The 12,336-nt window shown below is 65.8% G+C and carries 15 protein-coding genes; 5 read left to right on the forward strand and 10 right to left on the reverse strand.

What is annotated here, in order from left to right; all coding sequences use genetic code 11:
• Window positions 1-48: 48 nt before the first annotated feature.
• From Q9R47_RS06105 to Q9R47_RS06150, 10 genes are all read right to left on the reverse strand, one after another.
• Window positions 49-522 carry a phage virion morphogenesis protein gene (locus tag Q9R47_RS06105; RefSeq protein ID WP_311232317.1) on the reverse strand — a complete coding sequence of 158 codons (474 nt, stop codon included), beginning with the start codon at window positions 520-522 and terminating at the stop codon, window positions 49-51.
• A 3-nt stretch (window positions 523-525) separates the two neighbouring features.
• Entirely contained in the window at window positions 526-1,035 is a 510-nt protein-coding gene (locus Q9R47_RS06110; RefSeq protein WP_311232318.1) for a phage tail protein, read from the reverse strand.
• Between the two features lie 2 nt (window positions 1,036-1,037).
• On the reverse strand, window positions 1,038-1,574 hold the full coding sequence (locus Q9R47_RS06115) for a DUF2514 family protein (protein WP_311232319.1): 537 nt from the start codon (window positions 1,572-1,574) through the stop codon (window positions 1,038-1,040).
• Window positions 1,571-2,110 carry a glycoside hydrolase family protein gene (locus Q9R47_RS06120; RefSeq protein WP_311232320.1) on the reverse strand — a complete coding sequence of 180 codons (540 nt, stop codon included), beginning with the start codon at window positions 2,108-2,110 and terminating at the stop codon, window positions 1,571-1,573. Before Q9R47_RS06120 ends, Q9R47_RS06115 begins: the two co-directional genes overlap by 4 nt.
• A gap of 2 nt (window positions 2,111-2,112) precedes the next feature.
• The gene (locus tag Q9R47_RS06125; RefSeq protein WP_311232321.1) at window positions 2,113-2,319 is read right to left on the reverse strand and encodes a hypothetical protein; all 207 of its coding nucleotides are present in this window, start codon (window positions 2,317-2,319) and stop codon (window positions 2,113-2,115) included.
• Between the two features lie 5 nt (window positions 2,320-2,324).
• Window positions 2,325-2,543: a tail protein X gene (locus Q9R47_RS06130; RefSeq protein WP_311232322.1), complete on the reverse strand. Its 219-nt coding sequence runs from the start codon at window positions 2,541-2,543 to the stop codon at window positions 2,325-2,327.
• Window positions 2,543-3,025 carry a head completion/stabilization protein gene (locus Q9R47_RS06135; RefSeq protein WP_311232323.1) on the reverse strand — a complete coding sequence of 161 codons (483 nt, stop codon included), beginning with the start codon at window positions 3,023-3,025 and terminating at the stop codon, window positions 2,543-2,545. Before Q9R47_RS06135 ends, Q9R47_RS06130 begins: the two co-directional genes overlap by 1 nt.
• Before the next feature lie 112 nt (window positions 3,026-3,137).
• Window positions 3,138-3,848 carry a phage terminase small subunit gene (gene gpM, locus Q9R47_RS06140; RefSeq protein WP_311232324.1) on the reverse strand — a complete coding sequence of 237 codons (711 nt, stop codon included), beginning with the start codon at window positions 3,846-3,848 and terminating at the stop codon, window positions 3,138-3,140.
• Between the two features lie 88 nt (window positions 3,849-3,936).
• On the reverse strand, window positions 3,937-4,950 hold the full coding sequence (locus Q9R47_RS06145; RefSeq protein WP_311232325.1) for a phage major capsid protein, P2 family: 1,014 nt from the start codon (window positions 4,948-4,950) through the stop codon (window positions 3,937-3,939).
• A 50-nt stretch (window positions 4,951-5,000) separates the two neighbouring features.
• The gene (locus Q9R47_RS06150) at window positions 5,001-5,816 is read right to left on the reverse strand and encodes a GPO family capsid scaffolding protein (RefSeq protein ID WP_311232326.1); all 816 of its coding nucleotides are present in this window, start codon (window positions 5,814-5,816) and stop codon (window positions 5,001-5,003) included.
• A gap of 142 nt (window positions 5,817-5,958) precedes the next feature.
• Between Q9R47_RS06150 and Q9R47_RS06155 the strand changes: the two genes are divergently transcribed.
• The 5 genes from Q9R47_RS06155 to Q9R47_RS06175 all read left to right on the forward strand — a co-directional run bounded on the left by Q9R47_RS06155 (window position 5,959) and on the right by Q9R47_RS06175 (window position 12,295).
• Complete coding sequence (locus Q9R47_RS06155; protein WP_311232327.1) at window positions 5,959-7,797, forward strand: terminase large subunit domain-containing protein; 1,839 nt, start codon at window positions 5,959-5,961, stop codon at window positions 7,795-7,797.
• A gap of 2 nt (window positions 7,798-7,799) precedes the next feature.
• Window positions 7,800-8,873: a phage portal protein gene (locus Q9R47_RS06160; protein ID WP_311232328.1), complete on the forward strand. Its 1,074-nt coding sequence runs from the start codon at window positions 7,800-7,802 to the stop codon at window positions 8,871-8,873.
• Between the two features lie 46 nt (window positions 8,874-8,919).
• Window positions 8,920-9,360, forward strand: a complete 441-nt coding sequence (locus tag Q9R47_RS06165; RefSeq protein ID WP_311232329.1) for a hypothetical protein — start codon at window positions 8,920-8,922, stop codon at window positions 9,358-9,360.
• 943 nt (window positions 9,361-10,303) lie between these two features.
• Window positions 10,304-11,041, forward strand: coding sequence for a hypothetical protein (locus Q9R47_RS06170; protein WP_311232330.1), 738 nt, complete (start codon window positions 10,304-10,306; stop codon window positions 11,039-11,041).
• Between the two features lie 81 nt (window positions 11,042-11,122).
• Window positions 11,123-12,295: a hypothetical protein gene (locus tag Q9R47_RS06175; RefSeq protein WP_311232331.1), complete on the forward strand. Its 1,173-nt coding sequence runs from the start codon at window positions 11,123-11,125 to the stop codon at window positions 12,293-12,295.
• The last annotated feature ends 41 nt before the right edge of the window (window positions 12,296-12,336 follow it).

Here is a 12,336-nt window from a genome sequence, read left to right on the forward strand (position 1 = left end):
CGGAAGCCAGCAGGGCCTGCTGTGGGGGGGCGGGTCACATTTCAGCGCTTACGCGAGGTGCCGCAGCACCACGTCGCGCACGGTCTGCAGGTCGGCTTCGGTGATGCCGAGCAGCGGGCGGGCCGGGTATTGGTAGCGCGGGCCGCCGGGCTTCACCGCGTCGCTTTCGCCGAAATGGTGGACACGCGCGATGCGCTCGGCGCGGCCGGCGAATTCCACCACGGCGGCGGCGCCGCCTTCGCTCCTGGCCTTGAGGTTCTTCGCCTGGCGCAGCTTGGCCATCATGGGTTGCCGCTGCTTCGCGGCCTGGCGGATGCGTTCGCGGCGGCTGCGCAGTGCCGGGCCCGGCGGCTTGCGCGGCTCCCAGGCCTGGCCCGCCGGGTCTTGCTGCGCGCGCATGCGCTGTGCGTTGGCGGTGCGCAGCCGGCGCGCCACGTCCACCAGCAGGCGGCGGCGCTGCACGGGCTCCAGCTTGGCCAGCAGATCGCCGGCCCAGGTTTCGAGGGCGGAGAGGTCGGCCATGGGCTACAGCGCGAAGCGCGCTTTCTCGTCCGGCAGGGGGATGTCCCATTCCGCCAGCTTCACGTCTTGCAACCACAGCTCCCAATGCTCGGGCAGGCATTGCCCGCCCGGGTGGCAGGGCTCGGGCGGGTGGCTGACGTGGTACCGCGTTTCGTGGTCCGGGTCGGCCTTGACGATGGCGCGTTCGGTGAGCGGCACGCGGATGCCGATGTCCACGGCGGCCGTGTTGAGGTGGTCCACGTCAAACTCGATGCGGCGGCCCGCCGGGTTGTCGAGCAGCTCGGATTGATGCACGCGAGCCCACGCGAGGATGGGCACGAACAGGGCATCGGTGTGGCCGGTGTAGTCCAGCACCGTAATGGCCGCGGTGTACTGGTAGACGAAGGACAGGCCACCGGCGAGGGTGGATACGGCGGCGCCCTCGGCGGCCATGACGATGAGGCGTTCCGGGTCGCGCGCAAGGTCGGGGACGGCGGCCTCGATCACGCGGCGCAGGCTGGCCAGCTTCCACATGGCTACTCGCTCCGGGCCGCGTCGATCATCTTGCGGGCGCTGTCGTGCTCGCGCTCGCAGCCCTTGCCGCGGGCGCGGGCATCGTCAGCGATTGCCGCCAGCGCTCCCGCTCGATCGTCAGCGCTGCGCTGCAGCTCGGCGAGCAGATCGAGGGCGCCGGTGTCTGCCGGGCAGCTTCCGGCAGCGGCTCGATTCTGGGCGGCTTGACGGTGGGCTGTGATGAAGGCGGCGAGGTCGTTGCGCAGCCGGTCGCGAGCAGCGAGGGCAGCGTCAGCATCAGCGCGAGCGCCCGCAAGGTCCGCCGCGCCCTGGGCGCGCGAGGTGTTGAGTTCTTCACGGTGGGTTCCTTCCAGCCCGCGGAGGTGTTCGGATTGTTCGCGCGCGGTGCGGTCGGCCGCGGCGCGCTCGGTTTGCAGATCGGCGTGGGCGTGGGCGGCGTCCACCTCCGCGTCGGCCAGCCGCAGCGTCTGCCACAGCAGCAAGCCGGCGAGGCCGAGGGCGGCGAGCTGCCAGGCGTATGCCTTGACCGCGCCGATCACTGCTGCAGCTCCATGCAGGCGTCGTGCCGGCGCAGCTGGCGCAGCCACACACCGCGGCATCCCGTCGGGCCCCAGTTGCGCGGCTCGCGGCAGTCGCGGCCGGCCTGGAAGCGCCACTGCAGCAGATCGCCGCAGGCTCGCACGTAGTCGCCCCGCAGCAGGGATGTGCGCGGGCTTCCTGGCTTGCGCCAGTTGCCGATTCCGTACTGGCCGACGAAATCCATGTAGATGTCGATTTCGCCCGGGTAAAGGGTGACGCCCGGCAGGGACGCGACGAACCTGCGTTCGTCTTCCTGCGCGAGGTTGCGGGCGAGCGCCGCCGCGCGTTGGCGCGAAATCGGTGGATCGCTCATGCGCACCGGGGTGCCGTCTTCGTAGCGGGTGGACCCGTGCCCGATGGTGGGCACGTCGCCCGCCACCGGGATGATGGGCGTAGCGCTGAATCCCTCGTTCGCCTGCCACGCGCCGAAGCCCGCGGCCGACAGGGTGAGGGCCGCGACTGCCACGCGCAGCGCTGATTGCTTCGCCTGTTCCATCCTCATTCCTCCACGATGGGGCCGCCGCGTGCGGCGCGGCGCCAGCGCCAGACCAACCACGCGATCTGCAGCAGCAGATAGACGATGGTGAGCGCCGCCACGGTGTGGTTGATGGTCCAGTCCTTCGCGATGGACGTTCCCACCACCGCGATGGGTGGCGACACCTTCGCGGCCTCTCCTGCAATGTCTTTCAGCATTTCTTTGCTCATGGTCGTTAATCCCACAGGTGCACCATCGCCCGGGCGGGCTCGGGTGCTTGGACGAGGCGCACGGCCTGGCCCTCGGAGAGGTCGGCCGCCGATCGGGCGAGGCCAGGATTTGCGGCCAGGGTGGCTTCGACGTGGCCGGCCGTGGTGCCGAGCCGGCGCCACGCGAGCGCGTCGAGCGTGTCGTGTGCAGCGGCCCGCACGGTGATGCCGTCGCGCGTAGCCATCACAACAGCGCCGCGATGACGCGGGACCGGCTCTGCACGTCCGCGATGGCCCAGCGCAGCTGCTGCTGGAAGCCCTCGACGCGGCCATCCAGCGCCGCCTGCACGCGGGCGTTCTTGCCGTCGCCCTGGGGCAGCTTGTCCATATCGCGGTAGGCCTCGGCCAGCGCCGCCTGCACGTACCAGTAGATGGCGTTGCGGTACTGCATCACCTTGATGCTCTTTCCGCCGACCTGCGGGGCGGGCACGTCGGCGAGCTTGGTGTGGCCGGCCGCTCGTTGCTCTGCGGCCCACTCCTGCAGCTCAGCGTTCACGGAAGCCATGGCGGCTTCCACCGCAATCGCGAGGCGCTCCACGGTCGCGGTGCCGTCCAGGCGGATGTCTTTGCGCAGCTGCTCGCGCTCGATGTCGGGGAACCAACCGTCGTTGGCCACGGCCGGCTCAGCACCGCGGGCGGGGGGATTGGCGGTGGCGACGAAGGACATGGCTGTTTCTCGAATAGGTGTGGCGGTGGCCCAGGGCCTGCGGCGATGCATGCATGCCTCGGCCCTGGGGCCGCCACGGTGCGGGGGTACGCTCGGTTTGCAGCGACTGGGCCTATTCCTGGTCTTTTCCTGCCAGGCGACGGTCCAGCCGCTCGATGTCTTTTTTCACGCCGGCCCGGGGGTCCAGCTCCATGGCGCGCTGCAGCAGCGGCAGCGCTTCCTTGCACGTCTTGAGGGGGCGCGTCTTCATGTCCACGTCATGGGTGCCGGTCTTGCCCAGCACGGCCCAGCCGGCCGCCTTGTACAGCTTGCTCTTCGCCTGGTCTGGCGTGTCTGCCGCCTCGGTCATGGCAATGGCCTGCGCGGCCAGCAGGATCGCCGCCGGGCCTTGCTTCTTGCCAGCCAGGATCGCTTCGGCGATTTCGTCCTGCACGATGGTGGGTAGGTTCCGGTTGTATTGGTCCGGCGGCTTGATGCCGCTGGCCATGGCGTAGTCGGCAAGCTGCATGGCGCGTTCGTAGTTGCCCGCGTCGATGTGCCACACCAGCACCGTGGCCAGCACATCGTCCTGCGTGCCCGGCCGCGCTTCGAGCACGCCGTCCAGATAGGTGTCGTAGTCCGGCAGCATCGCGCGCTTCGCTTCGATCTTGCGTTCCACGCTGTGCATGTCTTTCAGGGCCAGTCGGTGCTGGTGCAGCTGCGCCAGCTGCAGTTCGTAGGCGGTGCCCACGGTCTGGCCATGGACGTTCGAGGCCTCGGCCAGCGCGGCCTGCTGCAGGGCGAGGTGGTGCATTCGGTGGCGCTGTGCCGGGGTCTGTCGCATGTCGGTTCCAGGGGATGTGGCGGGTTGCTGCCCGCAAATAGCGGCCCCTTTTTTTAGAGCGGCTATTTGCGGCTGGTGGTGCTTTGGCTCAGGAAGCCACGATCTCGATGTTCTCGACCAGACAGGCCTTGCCGAAGTCTTCGACCACGAAGGCGTCATTGCTGCTTTCGTAGGTTTCGATCTGGTCCCGCTTCGGGTTGTCGATCACGCTGCGGCGGCGCGCACCTTCCTGGTAGTAGATGGACAGGTTGTCCAGGCTGGTGATGAGCACCTTGTTCTCGGGAAAGAACGGCACCGACATGGCCTGCAATTCGCCCAGCCGCATCTGGCTGACCACGATGCTGGCGGCCAGCATCTCGGTGGGCGCCTTCTGGCCGTCCACCAGCGGGAACAGCTTGTCATGCATCAGCCCGCGGCCGACGATGGCCACGAGGTCGCCGGCACCGGCATGCCAGGGGTCCAGCAGTGACTTGTAGGCATCGAGCACGAGGCCATCGAGCGACTTGTAGTCGGGCGTGCCGCCCCCCACCACGACCTTGCCGGCCGTCTTCCCGCCAGCGAGCACGCGGCCCGCTGCCTGCTCGCGCAGCTGCTGCAGCCACCCCTTGTTCACGTCCTGCAGCAGCGGCGCGGTGTCACGGTTCGTGTCCGGCAAGGCCTGCTGGCCGTTGAAGCCGATCATGATGCGGTCCAGTGCGCACTGCTGCTGCACTGCGCGGGAAATGCGCAGCTGGAAGTCCTTGAACTTCGCCCACATGTCGAGCTTCGCATAGCGCAGGTGCGTGTCGTAGTTGGTCTGCTCGCAGCTGTAGCCGTGCTTGTCGATCGAAGACACGTCACGGGTGGCCCGGTCGTTCTTGGTCGTGTCGGTGCGGCTCGCCACCGGCCCGTCGGTGCCCAGGCCCAGCTTTTCGCCCTGCTTCTCGTCCACGGGAACGATGTTGATCAGCTTGAGGAAGCCGCTGCTTTCCTGAATGCGGCTCTCCAGGCGCTGCTGCACGCTGGGCGCAACGTTGAATTTCACGTTGGCGTTGGGCACGCCGTTCAGTTTCGCCTGGTCGTCCAGATACTGGTTGAACAGGACGCGGGTTTCGTTCTTCATGGAATCCTCTGTGTGGTGCTGGTGGGTAGTCGATCGCGCCGCGCGCCGCGTCAGCAGTCCGCCTTCATGGAAGCGTCAGCGCCGGTGGCGTGGGGGCGCTGTGACGTGTTGCCGTCCTGGTTGCTCAGCTTTTGCGTGAGCGCGTTGAACTCACCCTGCAGCTTCTCGAGCGCCGCCTTGTCGGCCGCCCGCTCGCGGGCTTGCTGTTGGATCACGGCGTCTGCGGCACCCAGCGCTTCTAGCGTCCGCGTGGCGAAGGCCTCGGGCTTGTCGGGCGCGGGCGCCTGCTTGGGTGCGATCGCCGCGCGCAGCTCGCCCAGCATGTCGGTGAACTTCGTGAGCAGGCCGGCCGCGATGCTTTCCGCTTCACCTTCCAGGCCCAGGTCCGTTTCGACGGCGGCCGAGAACAGGGCACCTTCGCTGTGCTTCTTCCCAGCGAAGGGGTTGCCGGCAGGGTTGCCCGCGGCGAACTTGAGCACCTCGGTGCCGAGGCTCGCCGGGCTGTCGGTGACGGCGAGGCCCGTCATGTAGGCCTCGCCGGTCTTCGCGAAGTTCGGGTCCACCTCGATGCTGGAGAACAGCTTCTGCTTCGCCTTGTTCATGGCCACGAGGGAGGGAAGCGCCTCGATCTGGGCGAACAGCGCCAGCTTGCCGTCTTCGACCGTGCGCGACTCCAGCGCCAGCACGTCGCCCAGCGCGGCGAACGCGCTGTCAGCGGTGACGCCGCGGATGTGCTCCAGCCACACACGGGCGCTGTACGTCGCGGGCTTGTAGTTCTTGGCCATCTGCTCGATCCAGGTGCGCTGGATTTCGCGGCCGTCGGTGGTGGCCCCCTCGGTTGCCACGCGGAAGAATTTGCTGGGCATGTGCGGCTCGGTGCGGTGAAGTTGATCTGTTGTCTATGTTCCGCACACGGGCCCTGCCGCGCAATTTGCGCGCGCTGTGGGGGGGCGAAGCACACTTCGCCGCGCGTGCTTTCCGCGCGCGCGCGAAACACACTGCCCAGGCATGACCGAAGCAGCAGCCACGCCCACCACCAGTGCCCCACGCCGCCCGAGGAAGCGGCCCAGCGCGAGCGCGGCCACCCAGCTCGCCGACTCCATCGACGGTGGCGCGAGCAAACGCCGTGACGCGCGCACGCTGTTCTGGAGCGGCTGGAAACTCACGCACATCTCGGAGCACCTCGGCGTTCCACGCGCCACCCTGCACGGCTGGCACAAGGCGGAGAAATGGGCCGAGGCATCGCCCGCGCAGCGCGTCGAAGGCGCACTGGAAGTTCGCCTGGCCACGTTGATCGCGAAGGACTGCAAGACGGGGGGCGACTACAAGGAAATCGACTTGCTGGGCCGGCAGTTGGAGCGGCTTGCGCGCATTGGCAAGTACCAGCAGACGGGCCGCGAAGTGGATCTGAATCCCGCGATCGCGTCGCGCAACGCGAACCCGAAAAAGCCGCCTGTGAAGAACTTCCTTTCACCCGAGCAGGTGCAGAAACTCAAAGACGCGTTCCGCGGGTCGCTCTACGACTATCAGCGGGTGTGGTGGGAGGAGAAAGATCAGCGCACGCGCGCCATCCTCAAGAGCCGCCAGATCGGGGCCACGTGGTATTTCGCCCGTGAAGCGCTCATCGACGCACTGGAGACGGGCCGGAATCAGATTTTCCTCTCCGCCAGCAAGGCACAGGCGTATCTCTTCCGCCAGTACATCCGCGCATTCGTCTTCCAAGTCCTGGGCGTCGAACTGAAGGGCGATCCCATCGTTCTGGCCAACGGCGCGGAGCTGTACTTCCTCGGGAGCAATGCGCGCACGGCTCAGGGCTACCACGGCAATTTTTATTTCGACGAGTTCTTCTGGGCGCAGGACTTCGAGCTGCTCAACTCGGTGGCCAGCGGCATGGCCACGCACAAGAAGTGGCGGAGAACCTACTTCAGCACGCCCAGCAGCATCCAGCACCCGGCCTATAAGTTCTGGAGCGGCGAGCGCGTCAAGAAGAAAAGCAAGATCGAGGTGGACATTACCCACGGCAGGCTGGCGGGTGGCTTCACCGGCGAGGATCGCATGTGGCGGCACATCGTCACAGTCATCGATGCGCTCGCGGGCGGCTGCAACCTGATCGATCTGGATGAAGTGCGCGAGGAGCGCTCGGACTCCGAGTTTTCCAATCTGTTCATGTGCGAGTTTCTGGATGACTCGCACTCTGTGTTTCCGCTGGTTTCGCTGCAGCCCTGCATGGTCGACAGCTGGGGCCTGTGGAGCGACTTCAAGCCGTTCAGCGAACGCCCCTTTGGATGGGCGCCGGTGTGGGTCGGCTATGACCCCTCGCACAAGGGCGACAGCGCCGGTCTCGTGGTGGTGGCACCGCCTGCTATGCCGGGCGGCCCGCTTCGTGTGCTTCACACCGAGCAGTTCAAGGGCCATGACTTCGAGGCCCAGGCCAAAGCCATCAAGGCCATCACCGCCCGCTACAACGTCGTCGCCATCACGGTGGACACCACCGGTATCGGCCAGGGCGTTTTCCAGCTGGTCCAAAAGTTCTTCCCGGCCGCGCGCGGGATCAATTACAGCGTGGACAGCAAAACGCTTTTGGTGCTCAAGGCGCAGCAAGTCATCGCCGCCCGCCGGCTGCAGTTCGACGCCGGGAACCGCGACTTGGCCGTGAGCTTCATGGCTATCAAGCGCGAGCTGACGGCGAGCGGTCGCAACGTGACCTATGCCGCGGGCCGAAGCGAAGACGCGGGGCATGCCGACCTGGCATGGGCCTGCATGAATGCGCTGTCGAATGAGCCGCTCGACGTGGGCACCGGCCTAGCCAACGTGCAGGGCCAATCCTTCCTTGAAATCTCCGAATGACCATGACGAAACGACAACGCCGGTCCGCCCCGCGGGCATTCAACGCACCTGCAACCGCTGCGCCTGCGGTGGCCGCGTCCGCGCCCCCACAGTCCCAGTCCTTTACCTTCGACCTGGGGGAGCCCGAACCCGTCATCGGTGGGCGGTCGGCGCTGCTGGAGTACGCGGAGTGCATGCAGTCCGGCGAGTGGTACGAACCGCCCGTGTCCCTTGCCGCCCTCGCGCGGCTGCTGCGCGTGGGCGCGCACCATGAATCGGCGTTGCGCTTCAAATGCAACGTGCTGGCCAGCACGCTGGAGCCTTCCCCGTGGCTCGGCGCAGCGGCCTTCCGCGGCTTCGCGCTGGATTTTCTGGTGCTGGGCAATGCCTACTTGGAGCGTCGGCGGAACGCCCTCGGCGGCCTGCTGGAGCTGCGCCACGCGCTGGGCAAGTACGTGCGCCGGGGCGTCGATCTGGACCGCTTCTTTTTCGTCACCGATCTGCAGAGCCCGCACGAATTTCCGCGGGGTGAGGTGCTGCAGTTGCGCGAACAGGACATCCATCAGGAGGTGTACGGCCTGCCCCCGTATCTCGGCGCGTTGCAGTCTGCAATGCTCAACGAATCGGCGACGCTGTTCCGGCGCCGGTACTACAACAACGGCAGCCACGCGGGGTTCATCTTGTACGTGACCGATGCGGCACAGTCCCAGGGCGACATCGACAAGATGCGGGAGCAGCTCACGAAAACGAAGGGCGCAGGTAATTTCCGCAATCTCTTCTACTACGCGCCGGGCGGAAAAAAGGAAGGCATCCAGCTGATCCCCATCAGCGAGGTGGCGGCGAAGGATGACTTTCTGAACATCAAGAACACGACGCGCGACGACGTGCTGGCCGCCCACCGCGTGCCGCCGCAGCTGATGGGCATGCTGCCCAACAACGTGGGCGGGTTCGGCGACGTGGAGAAAGCGGCGACGGTCTTTGCGCGGAATGAGATCGAACCGCTGCAGGCGGCTATGGGCCACGCGATCAACACCTGGGCAGGGCAGGAGGTATGCCGATTCCGGCCGTACCTGCTACAGGCTGCCCCGGCCGCGTAGGCCCCATCCTGCGTGCACGCCCTGGCGGGCGCGCTACCCTGCGGGCATGGAACCGCCTGCCATTCTCCGATCCGACTCCGCGCCAGGCAGCGCCGCCCGCCTGGCCGACACCGCGGCGACCGCTTGGCGTTGCCACGTTGCGCAGCTGCGCTTCTGCGGCGTCTACATGCCGGCCGCGCTGGTGTGGGAGCACCATGCGTGCGCGGGGTGGTTCATCTGCCAGACCACAGGCACTCAGGAGTGGAGCGCCAATCTGTCGAGCGACCAGACAGGCCAGAACTCTCTGACGTTCCCGCTGTTTCGGATCGGCGCGGCGGGTGTCGCGGAGCGGGATGGGGTGTACCTGCTGCGCGGGCAGCAGTGGGACGCCGGGCGCCTGCAGTGCTGGCCGCAGGATTGGCTGTGCGGCCCGACCGCCGAAGCCACGCGCGCGGCGTTGATGCCCCTGGATGGATGGCTTCGGGCGCGCTACACGGGCACGGTGTGACGCCTCCTATCCGGGCTCGCTCGGCGTGTCCTGTTCGGCCGCTATCGGCGCCCACTCTCCGAGCCCGGCGGAAAGCGCAGAGCACGCGAGTGCCGTGCGCCGGTTGATCCTCTCGGCCCCGGAAAGCATGTCCGCGTAGGTCGAGCTGCCTACGCCCAGCCCTGTCCTGTGGCCCTCAGCCGGCACTTCCCGCCAGGGCCTCCAAGGACTGTGTACCCCTCCGGCCCCTGCCACGCCTCCGATCGTCCCTCTACGGCCCTCCTGGGGGCCTTCGCGCACCCCCTCGACGCCCCCCGCCCCCTCCCGCCCCTGCCTCATAGGGGCGGGTTTGACCTTCGGCGCGCGGTCGAGACCCCGCCGCGCCCGCTCGCTTGATGTGTCGATTTCGTCGGCAGTGCCGGCACAGCGCCCCGCGAGGCCCGGCGCGGGCCCGTGGGCGGCTGGAGGGTGGCTTTTCATGTCGGGATTCGTCGGAATCTGACGTGTTGGCAGATGCCCGCATGCATCCCGCCGCCAAATGCCCAGGAAGGCCCTTCCCCGGCCCGTGGAGGCGCCAATTCTTGATGGCCCACGGTATGGCCTACAAAAACGCCTCATCGCGCTCTATGGCGCTTACTTGCTTGATCCATGGATGACACCCTCTCCGCCAAATGAACAAAGCCCTTGGATGATTTCAAGGGCTTTTTTCTTTGTGCGGCGCCCGGCCACCGTGACGCGTCCAACACGGACCCTTCTGGCTCGTCACCTCGCCTCGGTGCTGCCATCTTTCCAAGAATGCCAGCCGCATCTGGCAACCGTAGGGGGAGCGCGCGGAACCCCATCACACGGTGCAGCAGCGAAAGACGGTTATCCCCCTAGCCTTGTCGGTAGCCGTGCGCTATAAAGGCATCGCGGGTGATCTGTCATTCGCGCCCAAAAAAAGCTACACACGAGGGAGGGATCTATGCGTGCACTCAGACTGCTGGTCGCATGTCTTGTTTTCATCGGTGTTACTGGCTGCAGCGCAATTCGCAGCTACACCATGCCAGAAGAAGAAAATCTGTTGAGTGGGGCGGGATCGATTGTCGTCCAAAGTGCCAAGAAAAATGAGAAAGCCCGAGCGGAGAGCTATGAACTGGTTCACATAGATGAACTGCTCCATACTTATGAACTGGACGATATTGCAGCGGTCAGCGAAAACACGAACCAAGAGAGTTTCAAGTACCGCCGCAATGATTTGCAGGATCGCCTCATTGCCGCCTCGAATCAGCGTTGCGCAACGTATCTGAGAGTACTGACCGCTTCGAAGTCGCAAACCCAGATGGGATGGAGTGGCCTTGCGACGCTGCTGTCGGGGGCAGCCGCCGTGACAACGCCTGCTGCTGCGGCCAAAGTCCTCGCCGCTGGAAGCACTGTTTCGAACGGCCTGCTGAGCCAGTTCAACGAGGCCTATTTCAGCAACCTGACGGTGCAGGTGATTTCCACGGGGATCGCAAAGCAGAGAGAAGCGGCTCTGGTGAATATTCAATCTCAGCGCAATGCGTCTTTGGTGGACTATCCCGTGAACCGGGCAGTGGCGGACGCTTTGAACTACCACGCCATGTGCAACCTCGTCACAGGCTTGGAAACTGCCGCTGCTGCCACGAAAAACGCCACCGCAGCAGACGTGGCAAGAATGTCCGCGGTAGTTCCTCTGCAGTGAAGCTCGCCCCCTTCAAGGGGGAGAATCACCGAGGCCGGTCAGGCGGGGCTTTGAATATCTGCGGTCGGAAGGAGGGGAGTCATGCAGTTCTCGAAAACTTTTAAAGGAATATTGGTCGCTGGCTTGTTGCTGGTGGGCACCTGGGTGGGGGCTTTTCAGATCGGTCCCTTGGGGACGCAGCATGAAGAGCGCCTGACCAACGAGACGAACTCGACGCTGGCGCGCATCGCGGGATCTCTGGGGGTGCTGATCAAGACGCCGGTCCATGAGGAAATCACCCACCTCGGCAAGTGGTGCCATGTGGCGCAAGCCGATCTCGCCACCGACACCTACTGCAGTGGGCGCGATGTGGGGTTCGCTTCGCCCTATGTGATCTACGGCGTCCGGTGGAACGACCTGCCGCCGTTTCGGCTGGAGAAAGACCAGGGCAATTGCGATTACCTGGGGAAGAAGAATGTCTGCCGTGCGGACCAGACCATCCGCTTTTCCACGCAACCTGCGTGCTGGTATTGCCTCTTCAAGGACGCCGAGCGCCAGGCCCGGACGAAGACCATCGCGGGCTGCAACAAAACGGAGAACAGTGTCCCCGGCAACCTGATGACGCGGTCGCACTTCGGCGACTTGCAGTTCCTGCATGGGATGGCCAACGCGTCCGGTATCCATCCCGTGGCTACGAGAGCCCAGATCCTGGACTGGCTGGAGTTCGCATGGAAGGTGTCGTCCAAGGAGATCCTCCCTCAAACCTTCCTGAAGGACATCGACAATCCGTCCATCAAAAATCACTTCGGTTGCACCGAGTGGAGGGTCGTGGACCTGTATCTGCTGGGGCGACAGGATGCTGCCAGCGGCCTGGTTTCCCAGATTCGCGAGATCGCCTTCGGCTCGGTGCTGCACACCGTCCAGGATTCGTTCGCTGCCGCCCATGCCGAGCGGGAGCCGCAACCTGCCGGGGCGCAGTGTGAAGGCTCGGTGTATGCCATGCCTGCCAGGATCGTGGAGTTCCACGCCTATGGCGCTCAAGATGGCGTGCTGCATGACCACGACGACAGCCGGGAAGCGATGACGGCGGTTGCCAAGGACCGGTGGCCCGAAGCCGTGGAAGTCACTCGCAACCTGTTTGAACTCCAGGCGGACGGAGCCAAATGGGCGGACGCCAGCAGTTACCTCCAATGTGTTTTTACGCTGAGTGATGACCGCCGGGCTTCTTCGCCGGGGGATGCCTACCGGCGCGCCGACATGCCCTACAGGCAATGATGGTCATTGTGTGTTCCTGGATGATGGCCGGGTGATGGCCG

This window comes from Acidovorax sp. PRC11 (assembly GCF_031844105.1).
Classification (GTDB): Bacteria; Pseudomonadota; Gammaproteobacteria; order Burkholderiales; family Burkholderiaceae_C; genus Paracidovorax.